Source organism: Rhodovastum atsumiense (assembly GCF_937425535.1).
Taxonomy (GTDB): domain Bacteria; phylum Pseudomonadota; class Alphaproteobacteria; order Acetobacterales; family Acetobacteraceae; genus Rhodovastum; species Rhodovastum atsumiense.
Map to the genome: position 1 here is coordinate 2,587,501 of NZ_OW485601.1, position 17,772 is coordinate 2,605,272.

Annotated in this window: 16 protein-coding genes, 1 tRNA gene and 2 rRNA genes; 14 read left to right on the plus strand and 5 right to left on the minus strand. The window is 66.3% G+C overall.

Annotated elements, in window-relative coordinates; genetic code table 11:
• The first annotated feature begins 63 nt into the window (after positions 1 to 63).
• The 5 genes from NBY65_RS11830 to NBY65_RS11850 all read left to right on the plus strand — a co-directional run bounded on the left by NBY65_RS11830 (position 64) and on the right by NBY65_RS11850 (position 5,116).
• Positions 64 to 2,800, plus strand: a 23S ribosomal RNA gene (locus NBY65_RS11830).
• Positions 2,801 to 2,927: 127 nt separating this feature from the next.
• Positions 2,928 to 3,042: ribosomal RNA gene (gene rrf / locus NBY65_RS11835) — 5S ribosomal RNA — on the plus strand.
• Positions 3,043 to 3,105: 63 nt separating this feature from the next.
• Positions 3,106 to 3,182: transfer RNA gene (locus NBY65_RS11840), tRNA-Met, on the plus strand.
• A gap of 72 nt (positions 3,183 to 3,254) precedes the next feature.
• Positions 3,255 to 4,151 (plus strand): AraC family transcriptional regulator, encoded by an 897-nt coding sequence (locus NBY65_RS11845; RefSeq protein WP_239002822.1) that lies wholly within the window; start codon positions 3,255 to 3,257, stop codon positions 4,149 to 4,151.
• 131 nt (positions 4,152 to 4,282) lie between these two features.
• Entirely contained in the window at positions 4,283 to 5,116 is an 834-nt protein-coding gene (locus NBY65_RS11850; protein WP_239002823.1) for a DMT family transporter, read from the plus strand.
• 40 nt (positions 5,117 to 5,156) lie between these two features.
• Here the strand turns inward: NBY65_RS11850 and NBY65_RS11855 are convergent, their stop codons facing one another.
• The 3 genes from NBY65_RS11855 to NBY65_RS11865 all read right to left on the minus strand — a co-directional run bounded on the left by NBY65_RS11855 (position 5,157) and on the right by NBY65_RS11865 (position 7,689).
• Positions 5,157 to 5,669 carry a DUF523 domain-containing protein gene (locus NBY65_RS11855; RefSeq protein ID WP_150041442.1) on the minus strand — a complete coding sequence of 171 codons (513 nt, stop codon included), beginning with the start codon at positions 5,667 to 5,669 and terminating at the stop codon, positions 5,157 to 5,159.
• A 150-nt stretch (positions 5,670 to 5,819) separates the two neighbouring features.
• The gene (locus tag NBY65_RS11860; protein ID WP_150041443.1) at positions 5,820 to 6,656 is read right to left on the minus strand and encodes an alpha/beta fold hydrolase; all 837 of its coding nucleotides are present in this window, start codon (positions 6,654 to 6,656) and stop codon (positions 5,820 to 5,822) included.
• A 223-nt stretch (positions 6,657 to 6,879) separates the two neighbouring features.
• Positions 6,880 to 7,689, minus strand: a complete 810-nt coding sequence (locus tag NBY65_RS11865; protein ID WP_150041444.1) for an AraC family transcriptional regulator — start codon at positions 7,687 to 7,689, stop codon at positions 6,880 to 6,882.
• A gap of 389 nt (positions 7,690 to 8,078) precedes the next feature.
• Here NBY65_RS11865 and NBY65_RS11870 point away from each other — a divergent pair, with 389 nt between their 5' ends.
• From NBY65_RS11870 to NBY65_RS11890, 5 genes are read left to right on the plus strand one after another with little or no spacing between them, the layout of a single operon-like run.
• Positions 8,079 to 8,732 carry a hydrolase gene (locus NBY65_RS11870; RefSeq protein WP_150041445.1) on the plus strand — a complete coding sequence of 218 codons (654 nt, stop codon included), beginning with the start codon at positions 8,079 to 8,081 and terminating at the stop codon, positions 8,730 to 8,732.
• A gap of 48 nt (positions 8,733 to 8,780) precedes the next feature.
• Complete coding sequence (locus NBY65_RS11875) at positions 8,781 to 9,047, plus strand: DUF1427 family protein (RefSeq protein WP_150041446.1); 267 nt, start codon at positions 8,781 to 8,783, stop codon at positions 9,045 to 9,047.
• Between the two features lie 15 nt (positions 9,048 to 9,062).
• On the plus strand, positions 9,063 to 10,952 hold the full coding sequence (locus NBY65_RS11880; RefSeq protein WP_150041447.1) for an amidohydrolase: 1,890 nt from the start codon (positions 9,063 to 9,065) through the stop codon (positions 10,950 to 10,952).
• Between the two features lie 14 nt (positions 10,953 to 10,966).
• Positions 10,967 to 11,356, plus strand: a complete 390-nt coding sequence (locus tag NBY65_RS11885; protein WP_150041448.1) for a DoxX family protein — start codon at positions 10,967 to 10,969, stop codon at positions 11,354 to 11,356.
• Positions 11,353 to 12,000 carry a YoaK family protein gene (locus tag NBY65_RS11890; protein WP_150041449.1) on the plus strand — a complete coding sequence of 216 codons (648 nt, stop codon included), beginning with the start codon at positions 11,353 to 11,355 and terminating at the stop codon, positions 11,998 to 12,000. The genes NBY65_RS11885 and NBY65_RS11890 overlap by 4 nt, the downstream gene beginning before the upstream one ends.
• 12 nt (positions 12,001 to 12,012) lie before the next feature.
• Here the strand turns inward: NBY65_RS11890 and cobJ are convergent, their stop codons facing one another.
• On the minus strand, positions 12,013 to 13,125 hold the full coding sequence (cobJ, locus tag NBY65_RS11895; RefSeq protein ID WP_348539792.1) for a precorrin-3B C(17)-methyltransferase: 1,113 nt from the start codon (positions 13,123 to 13,125) through the stop codon (positions 12,013 to 12,015).
• The gene (locus NBY65_RS11905; RefSeq protein ID WP_150041451.1) at positions 13,126 to 13,752 is read right to left on the minus strand and encodes a precorrin-8X methylmutase; all 627 of its coding nucleotides are present in this window, start codon (positions 13,750 to 13,752) and stop codon (positions 13,126 to 13,128) included.
• Between the two features lie 128 nt (positions 13,753 to 13,880).
• Here NBY65_RS11905 and cbiE point away from each other — a divergent pair, with 128 nt between their 5' ends.
• The 4 genes from cbiE to NBY65_RS11925 all read left to right on the plus strand — a co-directional run bounded on the left by cbiE (position 13,881) and on the right by NBY65_RS11925 (position 17,767).
• Positions 13,881 to 15,086 carry a precorrin-6y C5,15-methyltransferase (decarboxylating) subunit CbiE gene (cbiE, locus tag NBY65_RS11910; RefSeq protein WP_150041452.1) on the plus strand — a complete coding sequence of 402 codons (1,206 nt, stop codon included), beginning with the start codon at positions 13,881 to 13,883 and terminating at the stop codon, positions 15,084 to 15,086.
• 227 nt (positions 15,087 to 15,313) lie between these two features.
• A complete protein-coding gene (locus NBY65_RS11915; RefSeq protein WP_150041453.1) occupies positions 15,314 to 15,652 on the plus strand; it encodes a P-II family nitrogen regulator in 339 nt (112 codons plus the stop codon).
• Positions 15,653 to 15,671: 19 nt separating this feature from the next.
• Complete coding sequence (locus NBY65_RS11920) at positions 15,672 to 17,012, plus strand: ammonium transporter (RefSeq protein ID WP_150041454.1); 1,341 nt, start codon at positions 15,672 to 15,674, stop codon at positions 17,010 to 17,012.
• A gap of 128 nt (positions 17,013 to 17,140) precedes the next feature.
• Positions 17,141 to 17,767 (plus strand): helix-turn-helix domain-containing protein, encoded by a 627-nt coding sequence (locus NBY65_RS11925; protein ID WP_150041455.1) that lies wholly within the window; start codon positions 17,141 to 17,143, stop codon positions 17,765 to 17,767.
• Positions 17,768 to 17,772 lie beyond the last annotated feature (5 nt).

Below are 17,772 nucleotides of genomic sequence, written 5' to 3' on the forward strand. Positions count from 1 at the left end.
GGGCTGGTGTGGATGGTTCCTGTGCATGGTGGGTCATGACGGACCGTAAGGTTCGTTTGGAGATCTCGAGCGCGATAAGGGCATTCGGTGGATGCCTTGGCACCAGGAGGCGATGAAGGACGTGGCACGCTGCGAAAAGCCATGGGGAGCCGCGAGCAGGCGTTGATCCGTGGATATCCGAATGGGGAAACCCACCCTTAGGGGTATCCTGAACTGAATCCATAGGTTCAGGAGGCAAACCCGGGGAACTGAAACATCTCAGTACCCGGAGGAAAAGACATCAACAGAGATTCCGCTAGTAGTGGCGAGCGAACGCGGAACAGGCCAGTGGCCTGGCGATTGTAAGCAGAAGGGTCTGGAAAGGCCGGCCAGAGCGGGTGATAGCCCCGTATGCGTTTAGATCGTTGGGTCCTTGAGTAAGGCGGGACACGTGAAATCCTGTCTGAACATGGGGGGACCACCCTCCAAGCCTAAATACTCCCTGGTGACCGATAGCGAACAAGTACCGTGAGGGAAAGGTGAAAAGCACCCCGATGAGGGGAGTGAAATAGACCTGAAACCGAATGCCTACAAGCAGTCGGAGCCGCATCTGCGGTGACGGCGTACCTTTTGTATAATGGGTCAGCGAGTTTCTGTTCGCGGCAAGCTTAAGCCGATAGGCGTAGGCGCAGCGAAAGCGAGTCTGAACAGGGCGTTCAGTCGCGGGCAGAAGACCCGAAACCGAGTGATCTAGCCATGGCCAGGCTGAAGGTGGGGTAACACCCACTGGAGGGCCGAACCCACGCCTGTTGAAAAAGTCGGGGATGAGCTGTGGCTAGGGGTGAAAGGCCAATCAAACTCGGAAATAGCTGGTTCTCCGCGAAATCTATTGAGGTAGATCGTCGTGTGATCACCCTCGGGGGTAGAGCACTGGATGGGCTAGGGGGTCCCAAAGACTTACCAAACCTAACCAAACTCCGAATACCGAGGAGTGCAGCGCGGCAGACAGACGGTGGGTGCTAAGGTCCATCGTCGAGAGGGAAACAGCCCAGACCGCCAGCTAAGGCCCCCAAATCGTGGCTAAGTGGGAAAGGATGTGGGAATTCCAAAACAACCAGGAGGTTGGCTTAGAAGCAGCCATCCTTTAAAGAAAGCGTAATAGCTCACTGGTCTAATAGAAATCCTGCGCCGAAAATGTAACGGGGCTCAAGCCACGTGCCGAAGCTGCGGGTGCAGAGCAATCTGCGCGGTAGCGGAGCGTTCCGTAGGCCTGCGAAGGGAGTGGGGTGACCCCTCCTGGAGGTATCGGAAGTGCGAATGCTGACATGAGTAGCGACAAACAGTGTGAGAAACACTGTCGCCGAAAGTCCAAGGGTTCCTGCGCAAGGTTAATCCGCGCAGGGTGAGCCGGCCCCTAAGGCGAGGGCGAGAGCCGTAGTCGATGGGAACCAGGTTAAAATTCCTGGGCCTGCTGGAAGTGACGGATGTGAAACGTGGTGGGGGCTTATCGGATTGTCCCTGCGGCCGGAACATCCCGGGAAACAGCTCCAGCGTATAGACCGTACCCGAAACCGACACAGGTGGACTGGTAGAGTATACCAAGGCGCTTGAGAGAACGATGTCGAAGGAACTAGGCAAATTGCCCGCGTAACTTCGGGATAAGCGGGACCCGGCTGTGGGCAACCATGGTCGGGTGGCACAGACCAGGGGGTAGCGACTGTTTAGTAAAAACACAGGGCTCTGCGAAGTCGAGAGACGACGTATAGGGTCTGACGCCTGCCCGGTGCCGGAAGGTTAAGAGGAGGTGTGCGAGCACTGAATTGAAGCCCCGGTAAACGGCGGCCGTAACTATAACGGTCCTAAGGTAGCGAAATTCCTTGTCGGGTAAGTTCCGACCTGCACGAATGGCGTAACGACTTCCCCACTGTCTCCGGCATCGGCTCAGCGAAATTGAATTCCCCGTGAAGATGCGGGGTACCCGCGGTCAGACGGAAAGACCCTATGAACCTTTACTGCAGCTTTGCAGTGGCATTAGGAGAGCACTGTGTAGGATAGGTGGGAGGCTTTGAAACCGGGGCGCCAGCTTCGGCGGAGCCAACCTTGAAATACCACCCTGGGCGCTTCTGATGTCTAACCGCGATCGGTCAGCCCGATCCGGGACCCTGCATGGCAGGCAGTTTGACTGGGGCGGTCGCCTCCCAAATGGTAACGGAGGCGCGCGATGGTGGGCTCAGGCCGGTCGGACATCGGCTGCTGAGTGCAATGGCATAAGCCCGCCTGACTGCGAGAGCGACAGCTCGAGCAGAGACGAAAGTCGGCCATAGTGATCCGGTGGTCCCGCGTGGAAGGGCCATCGCTCAACGGATAAAAGGTACTCTAGGGATAACAGGCTGATCTCCCCCAAGAGTCCACATCGACGGGGAGGTTTGGCACCTCGATGTCGGCTCATCACATCCTGGGGCTGGAGCAGGTCCCAAGGGTTCGGCTGTTCGCCGATTAAAGTGGTACGTGAGCTGGGTTTAGAACGTCGTGAGACAGTTCGGTCCCTATCTGCCGTGGGTGAAGGAGACTTGCGAGGAGCTGTCCCTAGTACGAGAGGACCGGGATGGACGCACCTCTGGTGAACCGGTTGTCGCGCCAGCGGCACCGCCGGGTAGCTATGTGCGGACAAGATAACCGCTGAAAGCATCTAAGCGGGAAACTTCCCTCAAAACCAGGTCTCCCCGAGGGCCGTGCAAGACCAGCACGTCGATAGGCCGGATGTATACGCGCGGCAACGCGCTCAGCTAACCGGTCCTAATCGCCCAACAGGCTCGATCATCTCCCCCATCACGCACAGCAGTCATCCACACCAACCGCCACTCAGGCCTCGCCACGCACACACACCGACGCAAACACCAGAACCTGCCCCCACACCCTGACACACACAATCAGGGTGGGTTTGACGACCTGGTGGCTCTGGCGGGGTCCCCCCACCCGATCCCATCCCGAACTCGGCCGTGAAATACCCCAGCGCCCATGGTACTGCGTCCCAAGACGCGGGAGAGTAGGTCGCCGCCAGGTCTTCAAACCCACCCTGACTTCCTCACCAACACACCCACACGCCCCATCAGTCGACAGCTTCACCGCGGGGTGGAGCAGCCCGGTAGCTCGTCAGGCTCATAACCTGAAGGTCATAGGTTCAAATCCTATCCCCGCAACCACCACTCCAACCACCGCCGATGCCCACGCATCGGCGGCGGTTCGCGTTTGGGCCTTCGTCCAGCATCGCGACGGTGGATGACGCTCCGCTCATCCGCCCCATCTCTCCTCCAGCAGAGGAGGACCAGGCCGTGCGAGGCGGAAGGACCGACGACGGGCCGAATGATCGGGCGACGATCCGACACTTGCCCGATCTGCATGACATCGAGACCCTGTCCGCCCGCTACGTCCGGCAGACCTTCAAGCCGCACGCGCACGACGAGTACCTCTTCGGCGTGATCGAGAGTGGCGTGCATGCCGTCTGGTGCCGGGGCACCATGAACCGCGTGCCCGCGGGGACGGTCGTTACCATGCATCCCGGCGACGTCCATTACGGGGGCGGGGGCCATGCGTGTGGCTGGTGTCAGCGGATGCTCTATGTCAGTGAAGCCGGGATGCGCGCGATCCTCTCCGACATGGCGGATCGCGAGATCACCGGCTCGCTGGATTTCACCGACGCCTTTCACGCCAGGCCCGATCTGGCGTGTCGGTTCTCGGCGCTCCATGCGGTGCTGCACGGCTCCTTGGAAGCACTCGCGCGGGATGTCGCGCTGGACGACCTGATGCGGGCCATTCTGACCGAACTGGTGCCCGGGGTGGTGCCTGAAGACCGCAACGCGCCCGATGGCCGCATTCGCGATGCCATCGAGTATCTGCGATCCCGTGTCGACGAAAATGTCACCCTGGATGAATTGTGCAGGGTCGCGGACCTGCGTCGCCGCCAGACCATCGCCGCCTTCCGCCGGCACACCGGCCTGCCGCCCCACGCCTGGCATGTCCAGCAAAAGATCGGCCGGGTGAAGCGTCTGCTGCGCGACGGGATGTCCGCGGCACAGGCCGCCGCCGAGACCGGCTTCGCGGATCAGAGCCATATGGCCCGGCACTTCCTTGGCATCGTCGGGGTGACCCCGGGCGCTTATGCCCGCGGTTGAGGCCGCACTTTCGTTCTATCGCGCCACGCCTGCTTGCCCCTACCCCGGATCCAGGCGGAACAGGCTGGGCGCGACACATGGCGATCGGGCGAGCGGTACGGGGCGGGACGACACTCAGGGCGGATCTGGCCGTGCTCGCCGTCGCGATGGTCTGGGGGGCGAGCTATCCCGTCGCGAAAAGCGCCCTTTTCCATGCGCCGGTGCTTCTGCTGATCTTCTACCGTTTCCTGACCACGGCCACGGTGATGTCCGCTGTCGCCTGGTGCGGTCTCGCTGCTGCACCCAGACGGGACGTACTGGCCGGGGCGGTTCTCGGGGCGATCCTCTTCGCGATCTTTCTGGCTGAAACCTGGGGCATCGCGTTCACCACGGCAACGAACACGGCGCTGATCATCTCGCTCTGTACGGTCATCACGCCGTTTCTGGATTTCGGGCTGGCAGGGCGGCTGCCGCCCCTCGGTGTAATCCTCGGCGCAGGCGTCGCGATCGGCGGTGTCGCCATCCTGGCCGGCGGCATGAGCACGCCCGGGGGCGGCGATCTCCTGGTTCTGGTGGCGGCGGTGCTGCGGGCGGTCATGGTGGTATCGACACGGCGCTTGATGGACGGGCGGAGGCTCTCGTCCGCGGCGCTCACCGCGGTGCAGTCGGTGACGGTCGCGACACTCACATTGGCCGCGTTGCTGGCACAGGAGGCGCCGTCGGCCCTGCTCGTCACCGCGGGCTCCGGCTTCTGGGGGGCGGTGGTCTTCCTGTCGATCTTCTGTACGATCGGCGCATTCTATGTCCAGAACGCTGCCCTGCGCCGCACCAGCCCGACTCGCGTGAGTTTTCTGATGGGAACCGAACCGCTTTTCGGCTTTGCGTTGTCCTGGCTGCTGCTTGCGGAACCGGTGACGGCAGTGACGTTGCTTGGTGCAGGGCTGATTGTCGGCGGGACGTTCTGGGGATTGATGTCCGAGCGGTGATCAGGCTCTATCGCTCTCTACCGCCGATCTGCCTTTTGCTTCAGGACGGTATTCGCTGGCCTGACGTCTGGGACAGGCGATTTCGCAAAACCTCGATCTCGGTATTCGCGAACACCTCGACGCCGTGTCGCCGCAGCAGGGCGGTGGTGACGCCGGCCCCACCCTGCTTCCGGCCCGAGAAGGTTCCGTCATGGATGAGGCGGCTGCCGCAGGACGGACTGCCGTCGATCAGCAGGGCAAACCGGCACGCGTGCTCGCGCGCGAGCGCCAGCGCCGCCTGGGCGCCGGCAACGTAGAGCTCCGTCACGTCCGTTCCGTTCGCCTGGACGACCCGTCCGTGCCCCGCGAGGACGGCTTCCCCCGAGCGTCCTTCAGCGATCTCGGCCGGGGGACGCGGCACGGCGAAGCCGGCCATGAGTTCGGGGCAGATCGAAACGAGACGCCCCTCGCGCCGCCATTGGTCGATCGCTGGGTGGATCAAGGGTTTTGCCGCACCGTCGTAGCGGACGGGGTGGCCGAGCAGGCAGGCGCTGATCAGAATCCGGGCGACCATCGCCGCGACGAGCCTCCTCTCAGCAGGTTCCCGCTCGACACCAGATCGTCGCACCAGCGCGACACCCGGTCCTGCCATCATTCCAAATGTTATCACGAGACCGACGCCGGTGCGCCTGCGCCGGCGTCGGTCTCGTGGTCTGCGCCGGGCTCAGTCCTTCAACCAGCCGAGCAGTTCCGCGTTGATCTGGTCCTTGCGGGTGACGCACATGCCGTGGTCGCCGCCGGCGATGACCCTCAGCGTGCCCTGCGGCAGCAGGGCAACGGCGGCCTTCCCGGTGGTCTCGATCGGAACGATCTGGTCGTCATCGCCGTGCAGGACCAGCGTGGGAATGGTCATCCGGCGCAGGTCCTCCCGCTGGTCGGTTTCGGAGAAAGCCTTCACGCACTCGTACTGGGACAGCAGGCTGCCTTGCATGCCCTGCGCCCAGAAAGCATCCCGCAGCCCCTCGTTCAGGGTGACGCCCGGCCGGTTGAAGCCGAAGAACGGAATGGTGAGATTCTTGTAGAACTGCGATCTGTTGGCCTGGACGCCGGCACGGATCTCATCGAAGACGGTCATCGGCACGCCCTGGGGATTCCACTCGGTGCGGGCCATGATCGGGGTGACGGCACCGATCAGCACGGCCCTGGCGACGCGGGAGACGCCGTGACGGCCGATGTAGCGCGCGACTTCGCCGCCACCGGTCGAATGGCCCACATGCACGGCCTGCCGCAGATCCAGCGCCGCCACCACCGCCGCGAGGTCATCGGCGAAATGGTCCATGTCGTTGCCGCCGCGCGGTTGCGATGACCGTCCATGCCCGCGCCGGTCATGCGCGATCACACGGAAGCCATGTCGGGCAAGGAACAGCATCTGGTCCTCGAACGCGTCTGCGCTCAGCGGCCAGCCATGGCTGAAGACGACTGGCTGGCCGTCCCGGGGCCCCCAGTCCTTGACGTGGATCCGGGTGCCGTCCTGCGTGAAGATGAAGCTGCTGTCTGACATGTCCGTATGTCCTGTAGGGTTGCTGGAAAAGGACGCGGCATGGGTGGTCAGGGCGGCGGCGGTCGGGGCCGGAGGCAGCAGCGGGGCGCATGCTGCTGCTCCGGCCATGACGTGCCCTGCTGGTCACTTCTGCCTGGCGTCGACACCTCAGCCTGCCTCGACCCGCGCCCGGCGATCTTGAACGCGATTGATGGTTGGTCGGCTGCCGGTGGCCGGTCCCGGGTCAGCCCCCCGGACCGTGACCGAAGGCGATGGCGCCCGGCGTCAGTCCCGTCTTGCGCTTGAAACTGCGGATCATGTGGCTTTGGTCGGCAAAACCGCTCATCAGCGCGGCATCGACGCTGCTGTGGCCGACCCGCATCAGGTCACGCACGCGGTTGACCCGAAAGGAACGGAGATACTCATGCGGCGTGACCCCCGCATGTTGCTTGAAATTGCGCAGGAACACGAAATGGTTCATGCCGGCCGTGTCCGCGAGATCGCGCAGCGAGATCGGCTCGCTGTAATGCTGGCGCATGTACTCGATGGTGCGGGCGATTTTCTGGTGATTGCGTGACCGGCGCCTCGGTGCGTCGCTATCGCCGCCCGCCAAGGTGAGGGCACGGACGAGGCCGAGCAACATGCATTCGAAGGCAAGCCCGTCCCCTCTTTCGGCCGCGCCATGGGCGGCAAAGAGCATGTCGCCCAACCAGGTGCGCCGATGTTGCATGATCGTGAAATCAATGTCGCGGCCAAGCCCGGCCTGCCGGCGCAGCATGGTCAGATAGCCCGGCGAGACATGCAGTTCCCGGCATATCCCACCCGTCTTCGCCACCTGCTGGAGCCTGGCCGAGTAGATGTCGCCGGCATTGCGGACGATGACGCTGCACTCCGCCTCGTCGCTGGCGACGCCGCGGCACTGGCTGCTCCACCGGCAGCCCCGAAATGAAAGGAAAACGATTCGCTCCGGCAAGGCGCGATCGATCATGACATCTGCGGTGGGCGCGATGTCGAACCGTGCCAACAAACAGTCATCGTTTCCCCACAGCTTCATGTGTGGTGATTTGGCTGCACGCAACAATGGTCCCCCTGCCTTCGTGCTGCACCGGCCGCTTGCGGGAAGCAGGGGCACAGCCGAGGTTTTCTTGACATTAATTCGCGCATTGCGAACTTGGAAGGAATTTCATTTCCGACGGGTCATTCACCGGCCATGCGGCCCGGTTCGGCCCACAGCCAGGGACCTGGCTTCCTGTCGATCAGGTGGAGCGGAAGACCTCGGACTCACTCCGCCATCATCGGGTTTCGTTTCTCTTCAAACCAGACGGGGCACGGGGCGGCAGAGGGGGAAGGATCGGGCCAAACCGTCAATCCGAGACAAGACGTCCCCCACCTCGTTCCGCATTTTCCCACCGTATCGGGCATGACCCGCAAACGAGGGGAACCATGACACAAGCCGCCATTGCCGCGCCGTCGCCGCTGCTGCTGACGCCGTCGGACCACACTCTGATCCTGATTGATTTCCAGTCGCAGATGGCGTTCGCGACCAAGTCGATCGATGCGGCCAACCTGCGGACCAACGCGGCGATGATCTCCCGCGCCGCCGCCGGCTTCGGCGTTTCCACCATCCTGACCACGGTGGCCGAGAAATCCTTCTCCGGGCCGATGTTCGACGAGATCGTCGCCGCCTTCCCCGGACAGGCAATGATCGACCGCACCAGCATGAATACCTGGGAGGACGCGAACGTCATCGGCAGGGTCAATGCCATCGGCAAGCGCCGTATCGTGCTGGCCGGGCTGTGGACGTCGGTCTGCATCGTCGGCCCGGCGCTGTCGGCGTTGTCGCAGGGGCACGAGGTCTATGTGATCGCCGATGCCTGCGGGGATGTCTCGGCCGAGGCGCATGAGCGGGCGATGCAGCGGATGATCCAGGCCGGCGCCCGGCCCATGACCTCGCTGCAATATCTGCTGGAGCTGCAGCGCGACTGGGCGCGCGGCGAGACCTACGAACTGACCACCGGCATCGCCCGCACCTATGGCGGCGCCTATGGCCTTGGCATCATCTACGCCAAGACCATGTTCGGCGCCCACGAGGGCTGAGCCGATGACGTCCCCCCGCACCGTGCCGAGGCGGCAGGAAGGCTCGCGATGATGCCCTATGTCCTCTCGGTCGGAGCGGGGCTGGTCGTCGGCATCCTGTACGGACTGGTCCAGGTCCGTTCGCCCGCGCCGCCGGTGATTGCGCTGGTGGGGCTGCTCGGCATGCTGCTCGGCGAGCAGGTACCGCCGCTGGTGCGCTGCCTGCTGCAGCGCCATCCGCCGGCCGCGCTCTGGCAGCGCCATGTCCGCCCGCATGTCTTCGGCAGCCTGCCCGCCGGTGAGCCGGTGCGCCAGCGGCTGCCGGATCAATCCTGATCCCCGGAGCTTCCCATGGCTCATCCGACGACCGCCGAGACGATTCTTTATAACGGGCGGATCACCACCCTTGATCGCGGCCTGCCGGAGGCCAGCGCCGTGGCGATCGCCGCCGGGCAATTTTTGGCCGTCGGCAGCGATGCCGAGGTGATGGCCCTGGCCGGGCCAGGGACGCGGCGCATCGATCTGGCCGGACGGCGCGTGCTGCCGGGACTGATCGATAATCATTGCCACATCATCCGCGGCGGCCTGAACTTCAATCTGGAATTGCGCTGGGACGGCGTGCGTTCGCTGGCCGATGCGATGGACATGCTGCGCCGGCAGGTCGCGATCACGCCGCCGCCGCAATGGGTGCGCGTGGTCGGCGGCTTCACCGAGCACCAGTTCGTCGAGAAGCGGTTGCCGACGATCGAGGAAATCAACGCCGTTGCCCCCGACACGCCGGTTTTCCTGCTGCATCTCTACGATCGCGCCCTGCTGAACGCCGCCGCCCTGCGGGCGGTGGGCTACACGAAGGAGACGCCGCAGCCGCCCGGCGGCGAGATCGTTCGCGATGCCGGTGGCAATCCGACCGGGTTGCTGCTGGCCAGGCCGAACGCGGCCATCCTCTATGCCACGCTCGCGCGCGGACCCCGCCTGCCGCTGGAGTATCAGGTGAACTCCACGCGCCACTTCATGCGTGAGTTGAACCGGCTCGGCGTGACCGGCGTGATCGATGCCGGTGGCGGCAACCAGAATTATCCGGAAGACTACCAGGTCATCCAGACCCTGGCTGATGCCGGACAGCTGCCGCTGCGGATCGCCTACAACCTGTTCACCCAGAAGCCGAAGGCGGAAAAGGAGGATTTCCTCGCCTGGACGCGCGGGTCGCGCTACCGGCAAGGGGACGATTATTTCCGCCACAACGGGGCGGGCGAGATGCTGGTGTTCTCGGCCGCGGATTTCGAGGATTTCCGCCAGCCCCGTCCCGACATGCCGGCGGAGATGGAGGACGATCTCGAGGGGGTCGTGCGCATCCTGGCCGAGAATCGCTGGCCCTGGCGCATGCACGCCACCTATGACGAGACGATCAGCCGGGCGCTGGACGTGTTCGAGAAGGTGAACCGCGACATCCCGCTTGAAGGGCTGAACTGGTTCTTCGACCATGCCGAGACGATTTCGGAGCGCTCGATCGACCGGATCGCGGCGCTCGGCGGCGGGGTCGCCGTGCAGCACCGCATGGCGTATCAGGGCGAGTATTTCGTCGAGCGCTATGGCGCGCAGGCTGCCGAGGCGACGCCGCCGATCGCGCGCATGCTGGCGAAAGGCACGCGGGTTTCAGCCGGCACCGATGCCACGCGGGTGGCGTCCTACAATCCCTGGGTTTCGCTCGCCTGGATGGTCACCGGCCGCACCGTCGGGGGCCTGCGCATCTACCCGGCCCATAACTGCATCGATCGTATGACCGCGCTCCGGATGTGGACCGAGAACGTGACCTGGTTTTCCAACGAGGAAGGTCGCAAGGGCCGGATCATGGCCGGGCAGCTCGCCGATCTCATCGTGCCCGACCGCGACTACTTCGCCTGCCCCGAGGACGAGATTTCCTTCATCACGTCGGACCTGACCATGGTGGGAGGACGGATCGTGTTCGGCGCGGGCGATTTCGCTGCGCATGACGAGACCGAATTGCCGCCGGCGATGCCGGACTGGTCACCGGTGCGGCGGTTCGGCGGCTATGCGGTCTGGGGCGAACCGAAGGGAGCGGGGCGGACGGCGTTGCAGCGGGCGGTCGCATCCGCCTGCGGCTGCACGAACAGCTGTGGGGTGCACGGCCACGATCATGCCACGGCCTGGTCGTCCCGGCTGCCAATCCGGGATTTGAAGGAATTCTGGGGTGCGCTGGGGTGCGCGTGCTGGGCGGTGTGAGCGGGAAGGGAGGCATGACGGCGGCAGGCACGGTGTTGCATCGCCTCTGCCTGATCGGCCTGTGCGCGGCTTATCTGCAGGGAGGGGTCGCCAAGCTTGGCGATCTGCCGGCCGCCCTGAATGAGATGGCGCAACTCGGCCTGCAGCCGGTGGCGTTGTTCGCGACGGCGGTGATCGTGCTGGAACTCGGGGCCTCGGCCATGGTGATTCTCGGCATCGGCCGGAGGGCAGGGGCCCTCGCCCTTGCCGCCTTCACCTTGGCGGCGAGCCTGATCGCGCTGCGATTCTGGGACATGCCGCCGGGCCCTCAGCGCTTTGCCGCCACCAATGGCTTTTTCGAGCATCTCGGGCTGGTGGGCGGCCTGCTGCTGGTCGCCTTGCAGGCACGAAGGGAGGGCACATGAGCGCAGGCGGAAAAACCTGGCAGCCATTGCTGCTCAGTTTCAACGCTGGTTTCGTCGATACGGCCGGATTCCTGACCCTGCACGGACTGTTCACCGCGCATGTCACCGGCAATTTCGTCACCTTCGGGGCGGCGCTGACGCAGGGGGGATCCGGTATCGTCGCCAAGCTGCTCGCTTTGCCGGTCTTCTGTGCCGTGGTGATGGCGGCCCGGCTGATGGCGGGCGCGGCCGGGCTCCGGCCCCTGCTCATCGTGAAGATCGTGCTGCTCGTGCTGGCCGCCGCCGTCCTGATTGGTTTCGGTCCCTTCCCGGACGCCGATCGCCCGGCGCCGCTGCTCGGCGGCATGTTGCTGGTCTCGGCGATGGCGCTGCAGAATGCGATGCAGCGCATTCACCTCACGGCGCTGCCGCCCAGCACGCTGATGACCGGCAACACCACGCAGATCATCATCGATCTGGCCGATGCGTGGCGCGGTCTGCCAGGAGAGGCGGAGCGGCGCCAGCGTCTGCGGCGCCTGGGCGGCAGTGTTGCCGGTTTTGCCGCGGGCTGCCTGACGGCGGCCCTGGCTCTCATGTTGGCCGGGCTGTGGGCGTTTCTTCTGCCACCCGTGCTCGGCCTGCTGGTTCTGCTGGCCGTGATGTGAAATGCGGCTCCCTCACGCTTCGTGCCAGCGCGGCGTGTACACCCAGGTCTTGCCGTCCCGGCGCGGCAGCACCCGCGTGGTGGAGGAGCCGACGATCACCACGGTGCGCATGTCCACCATGTCGCTCCGCACCTCGCCCAGACGGGTGGTTGTCAGGCTCTCGCCGGGCCGGCCGATATCGCGTCCGAGCACCACCGGCGTGGCGGCGTCGCGGATTTGGCGCAGCACCTCGAAGGCCCGGTCGAGTTGCCAGGGCCGGGCGCGCGAGATCGGGTTGTAGAGCGCCAGCACCAGATCGGCGCCGGCTGCCGCGGCGAGGCGGCGCTCGATCGTCGCCCAGGATTTGAGGTTGTCGGACAGCGAGATCACGCAGAAATCGTGCCCGAGCGGCGCGCCGGCGCGCGCGGCGGCGGCCTGGGCGGCGGAAATGCCGGGCAGCACGACCAGATCCACCTGTCCCCAGGCGGGGTCATCGCCGCGTTCCAGCGCCTCGAACAGCGCCGCGGCCATGGCGAAGATGCCGGGATCGCCCGAGGACACGACCACGACGTGCCGGCCGGCGGCGGCCAGCGCGAAGGCGTGGCGGGCGCGGTCGAGTTCCTCGCGGTTGTCGGAGACATGCACCGTCTGGTCGGGACGGAACGGCCCGGCCATCCGCACATAGGGAATGTAGCCAAGGATATCCTGCGCGCGGTCCAGTTCGGCGCGCACCTCGGGTGCCATCAGCCCGGCCTTGCCCGGCCCCAGCCCGACCACGGCCAGTCGCCCGGGGACCGGGGCGGGCGGGGTTCCCGAGGTGATGGCGGCAGTGATGCCAAGCGCCGCCCCGATCTGCCGTGCCAGTTCGTCGCCGCCGGCCCGGGCGCCGCACAGCGGCACCACCGCCCGGCCGTTTTCGGCCACCACCACCACCGGCGCAGTGTCCGGGCCGGGTTGCACCGCCTGCGCCACATCTTCCAGCGGCCCCAGCGCCACCAGCGTCGTGCCGGCAGTGGACAGGCGGCGCAGCAACGCACCGAACGCATCCGGGGAAGCGGGGGCGAGCAACTCCGCGTCCGGACAGGCCGCGAGCAGGCGTTGCGCCACCGCTTCCCCGGCCGCGCCGCGCCGGACGATCGCCAGCATCTATTCGCGCTCCGTGGCCAGCGCGTTGACGGCGGCACCGACCATGGCGCTGCCGCCGCGCCGGCCGCGCACCACGACGAAGGGCACGCCCCGGCTGTCTTCCGCCAGTGCCGCCTTTGATTCGGCGGCGCCGACGAAACCCACCGGGAAGCCCAGGATCAACGCCGGCCGTGGCGCCCCGGCATCGAGCAGCTCCAGCAAGCGGAACAGCGCCGTGGGGGCGTTGCCAATCGCTACCACGGCGCCGGCGAGCCGCGGCCGCCACAGATCCACCGCTGCCGCCGATCGGGTATTGTCGATTTGCCGTGCCAGTTCCGGTACCGCCGGGTCGTTGAGCGTGCAGATGACGTCGTTATTGGCCGGCAGCCGGCTGCGGGTGATTCCCATCTCCACCATGCGGCAGTCGCACAGCACTGGCGCCCCGGCCGCCAGCGCCGCGCGCCCGGCCGCGCCGGCCCCGGGGGAGAACACCAGGTCGTCGATCACGTCCGGCATGCCGCAGGCATGCGCGACCCGCACCGCCAGTTTTTCCAGGTCGGCGGGGATGCGCGAAAGGTCGGCCTCGGCGCGGATGATGGCGAAGGAGCGGGCGTAGATGTCGGCGGCGTCGCGGCGGTACTCGATCATGGTGGCCTTGCTCGGGAGAGAAGGGGACAACGCGTCCTGCCCGAAATACCCCGATCTGGACAGCCCGTCTTGCGGGCGGGCTGCCTTGCCCTATGACAGCGCCGCGACGGCGGACGGGAGAGCGGCGCATGCCGGCATGGCTGACGGTGGTGGGGATCGGCGAGGACGGGCCGGAGGGCCTCGGCGCCGAGGCGCGCGGGGCCATCGCCGCGGCGCGGGTGCTGGTGGGCGGCGCCCGCCATCTCGCCATGGTGCCGCCGGCGGCCGGGCAGGAGCGGCTGGAATGGCCGCGTCCCTTCGATGTCGGCGCCGTGCTGACCCGGCGCGGCACGCCGGTCTGCGTGCTGGCGAGCGGCGACCCGATGCTGTTCGGCGTCGGTGCGGTGCTGGCACGGCAGGTCCCGGCCGAGGAGATGCGTATCCTGCCAGCTCCCTCGGCCTTTTCCCTGGCGGCGGCGCGGCTGGGTTGGCCGCTGCAGGACGTGGTCCCGCTGAGCGTGACTGGCCGGCCGCTGGCGGCGGTGCTGCGGCATGCGTACCCGGGCGCGCGCTGGCTGGTGCTGGCGGCCGATGGCGGCACGCCCGCCGCCCTGGCGGCGCTGCTTGCCGCCCATGGTTTCGGGGCCAGCCGGCTGGAGGTGCTGGAGCACATGGGCGGCGCGCAGGAGCGTCGGCATGGTGGCATCGCCGCGGAATGGACCCTGCCGCGCTGTGCGGAGCTCAACGTGATTGCCGTGGAATGCCGGGCGGATGCGGCAGTGACCGGCTGGTCCGGACTGGCCGGGTTGCCCGACGGCGCCTTCCGCCATGACGGGCAGCTCACCAAGCGCGACGTGCGGGCGGTGACGCTCGCGCATCTGGCGCCACTGCCCGGCGAGCTGCTGTGGGATGTCGGCGCGGGATGCGGCTCGATCGGCATCGAGTGGATGCGCAGCCATCCGGCCTGCCGGGCGATCGCCATCGAGGCGAACGAGGCGCGCCAGGCCCTGATCACCCATAACCGGGAGGCGCTCGGCGTGCCCGGTCTGCACCTCGTCGCCGGTCGCGCGCCCGAGGCGCTGGCGGACCTGCCGGTGCCGCAGGCGGTCTTTATCGGTGGCGGCCTGACCGTGGCGGGAGTGGTGGACCGGTGCTGGGACGCCTTGCCCCCCGGCGGTCGGCTGGTCGCCAATGCCGTGACCCTGCAGAGCGAGGCGGCCCTGGTATCCTGGCGGGAGCGGTTGGGCGGGGACCTGACCCGGCTGTCGGTCGCGCACACCACGCCGGTCGGGCGGTTCGATGCCTGGCGCTGTGCCATGCCGGTCACCGTCTGGAGCGTGCGCAAGCCGCATTAGCGGAGCCCCTGGCGCGGGGTGGGTTACGCCCCGTATGTCAAGGATGGTTACGAAACGATCAATTGCGACACTTTGGGCATGGCTGTGCCCATTTCCTGCGCGGATATGTGCGCTTTCAGCCGGCATCGCCGCGAAAATCAGCCGGAATGCATCCTTTTTGATTGCGGTACGGTCATTGCAGTGAAATTTTTCGACTGCGGTGAAACGCGCCCCCTCAAGGAGCACGCATGAAGCTGGTGACCGCCATCATCAAGCCGTTCAAGCTTGACGACGTCCGCGACGCTCTCACCAAACTCGGAGTCCAGGGACTCACGATCACCGAGTGCAAGGGCTTCGGCCGGCAGAAGGGGCAGACCGAGATCTATCGGGGGGCCGAGTACGCCGTGGATTTCGTGCCCAAGATCAAGATCGGGGTGGTGGTCGAGGAGAGCCTGCTCGAGGAAGTCATCGAGACCATCATCCAGGCGGCGCGTACCGGCAAGATCGGGGATGGGAAGATTTTCGTCTCCCCTGTCCAGCAGGCGATCCGCATCCGAACCGGCGAATCCGGAATCGACGCTGTCTGAGAGAAAAAAGGCGACCGTGATGTCTCTGCTTCGCAAGACCGGCCTGGGTCTCGCCCTCGCCGGGCTGCCTTTCGTCACTGCCACCCATGCTTTCGCCCAGGCCGCCGACGCGGCCGCACCGGCAACGCCCGCCCCCGCGCTCAATGTCGGCGATACCGCGTGGATGCTGACCTCCGCGGTGCTGGTGCTGATGATGCTGGTGCCCGGGCTGGCGCTGTTCTATGGCGGCATGGTCCGCAAGAAGAACGTGCTGGCCGTGCTGATGCAGTCCTTCTTCGGGGCGGGCCTGCTGTCCCTGCTGTGGGTGGTGGCCGGCTATTCCATCGCCTTCACCGAAGGCAATGCCTTCTTCGGCGGCTTTTCCAAGCTGCTGCTGTCCGGCATCGCCCCGGATACGCTGGCGCCGCTCGCTCCGACGATCCCCGAAACCGTCTACGTGATGTTCCAGCTCACCTTCGCGATCATCACCGCGGTGATCATCCTGGGGGGGCCGGCCGACCGCATGAAGTTCTCGGCGGCGATGATCTTCATCTCGGCCTGGGTGCTGCTGGTCTATGCCCCGGTGGCGCACATGGTCTGGGGGCCGGGGGGGCTGCTGGCCGATGCCGGCGTGCTGGACTTCGCCGGCGGCACCGTGGTGCACATCAACTCCGGCGTCGCCGGGCTGGTGGCCGCGCTGGTGGTCGGCAAGCGGGCCGGGCTCAATTCGGAGAGCATGGCGCCGCACAATGTCGGCCTGACCATGATCGGCGGCTCGCTGCTGTGGGTGGGCTGGTTCGGCTTCAACGCCGGCTCCGCGCTCACCGCCGGCACCGGCGCGGGCATGGCGATGATCAACACTCATGTGGCGACCTCGGCGGCCATCGTTTCCTGGACCGCGGCCGAATGGGCGATCCGCGGCAAGCCGAGCCTGCTCGGCGCGGTGTCGGGTGCGGTCGCGGGGCTGGTGGTGATCACCCCGGCCTGCGGCTTCGTCACCGTCACCGGGGCGCTGCTGATGGGGCTTGCCGGCGGTGCGGTGTGCTACTGGAGCGTCAGCACCCTCAAGCGCTGGTGCGGCTATGACGATGCGCTCGACGCCTGGGGCGTGCATGGCGTGGGCGGCATCCTCGGCGCGCTGCTGACCGGCGTGTTCGCGGTGGCGGCGATCGGCGGGGCCGGCAAGTCCGGCCTGATCGACGGCAATCCCGGCCAGCTGGTCCTGCAGGTCGCCGGCGTGGCCATGACCCTCGCCTGGTCGGGCAGCATCAGCTACGTCGTGCTGAAGCTGATCGACTGGACCATCGGGCTTCGGGTCGGCGACGAGGTGGAGGTCGAGGGCCTCGATCTCGCCCTGCACGGCGAGACCGTCCGCGACTGAGCGCGATCCGTCCGTCGCGTGCGGCGCAGCGCCGGGCCTCGTGCCCGGCGTTTTGCGTTCCGGCCGCGGCGATTGCTGCTGCCGGCGTTGTTTCCTATAGTTGGTGTCCAATTGCCCCCGAGGAAACAATGAACGACTTCCAGCAGAATCCCCATGCGTTGTCAGGGGCGCGTGAGCACCGGCTGGAAGTGGCCATTGGCCAGCAGGTGCGCGAGTACCGCACCCGGCTCGGCATGACGGTGGCGGATCTGGGCCGGCAGGCCGGGCTGTCGGCGGGGATGCTCTCGAAGATCGAGAACGGCGTGACCTCGCCGTCGCTGTCCACGCTGCAGGCGCTGTCGCGGGCGCTGAACGTGCCGGTGACGGCGTTCTTCCGCAAGTTCGAGGAGCAGCGCGACGCCACCTTCGTCAAGGCCGGGGAGGGGCTGGCGATCGAGCGGCGCGGCACCCGGGCCGGGCACCAGTACCAGTTGCTCGGCCACACCATCGGCAGCAAGTCGGTGGTGGTGGAGCCCTATCTGGTGACGCTGACGGAAACCTCCGACGTGTTCCCCGTCTTCCAGCATTCCGGTCTGGAATTCATCTACCTGCTGGAAGGCGAGGTCAGCTATCGCCACGCCGACAAGCTGTACAACATGCAGCCTGGGGACTCGCTGTTCTTCGATGCCGATGCGCCGCACGGCCCCGAGGAACTGCACCGCCTGCCGATCCGCCTGCTGTCGGTGATCGTGTATTCCCGCCAGGAAGAAGGCTGATTGTT

Coding starts and splice junctions, on each gene's coding strand:
- NBY65_RS11855 (WP_150041442.1), bottom strand. CDS start 5,669: ATGGTCGCCCGGATTCTGATCAGCGCCTGCCTGCTCGGCCACCCCGTC.
- NBY65_RS11860 (WP_150041443.1), bottom strand. CDS start 6,656: ATGTCAGACAGCAGCTTCATCTTCACGCAGGACGGCACCCGGATCCAC.
- NBY65_RS11865 (WP_150041444.1), bottom strand. CDS start 7,689: ATGAAGCTGTGGGGAAACGATGACTGTTTGTTGGCACGGTTCGACATC.
- NBY65_RS11870 (WP_150041445.1), top strand. CDS start 8,079: ATGACACAAGCCGCCATTGCCGCGCCGTCGCCGCTGCTGCTGACGCCG.
- NBY65_RS11875 (WP_150041446.1), top strand. CDS start 8,781: ATGATGCCCTATGTCCTCTCGGTCGGAGCGGGGCTGGTCGTCGGCATC.
- NBY65_RS11880 (WP_150041447.1), top strand. CDS start 9,063: ATGGCTCATCCGACGACCGCCGAGACGATTCTTTATAACGGGCGGATC.
- NBY65_RS11885 (WP_150041448.1), top strand. CDS start 10,967: ATGACGGCGGCAGGCACGGTGTTGCATCGCCTCTGCCTGATCGGCCTG.
- NBY65_RS11890 (WP_150041449.1), top strand. CDS start 11,353: ATGAGCGCAGGCGGAAAAACCTGGCAGCCATTGCTGCTCAGTTTCAAC.
- cobJ (WP_348539792.1), bottom strand. CDS start 13,125: ATGCTGGCGATCGTCCGGCGCGGCGCGGCCGGGGAAGCGGTGGCGCAA.
- NBY65_RS11905 (WP_150041451.1), bottom strand. CDS start 13,752: ATGATCGAGTACCGCCGCGACGCCGCCGACATCTACGCCCGCTCCTTC.
- cbiE (WP_150041452.1), top strand. CDS start 13,881: ATGCCGGCATGGCTGACGGTGGTGGGGATCGGCGAGGACGGGCCGGAG.
- NBY65_RS11915 (WP_150041453.1), top strand. CDS start 15,314: ATGAAGCTGGTGACCGCCATCATCAAGCCGTTCAAGCTTGACGACGTC.
- NBY65_RS11920 (WP_150041454.1), top strand. CDS start 15,672: ATGTCTCTGCTTCGCAAGACCGGCCTGGGTCTCGCCCTCGCCGGGCTG.
- NBY65_RS11925 (WP_150041455.1), top strand. CDS start 17,141: ATGAACGACTTCCAGCAGAATCCCCATGCGTTGTCAGGGGCGCGTGAG.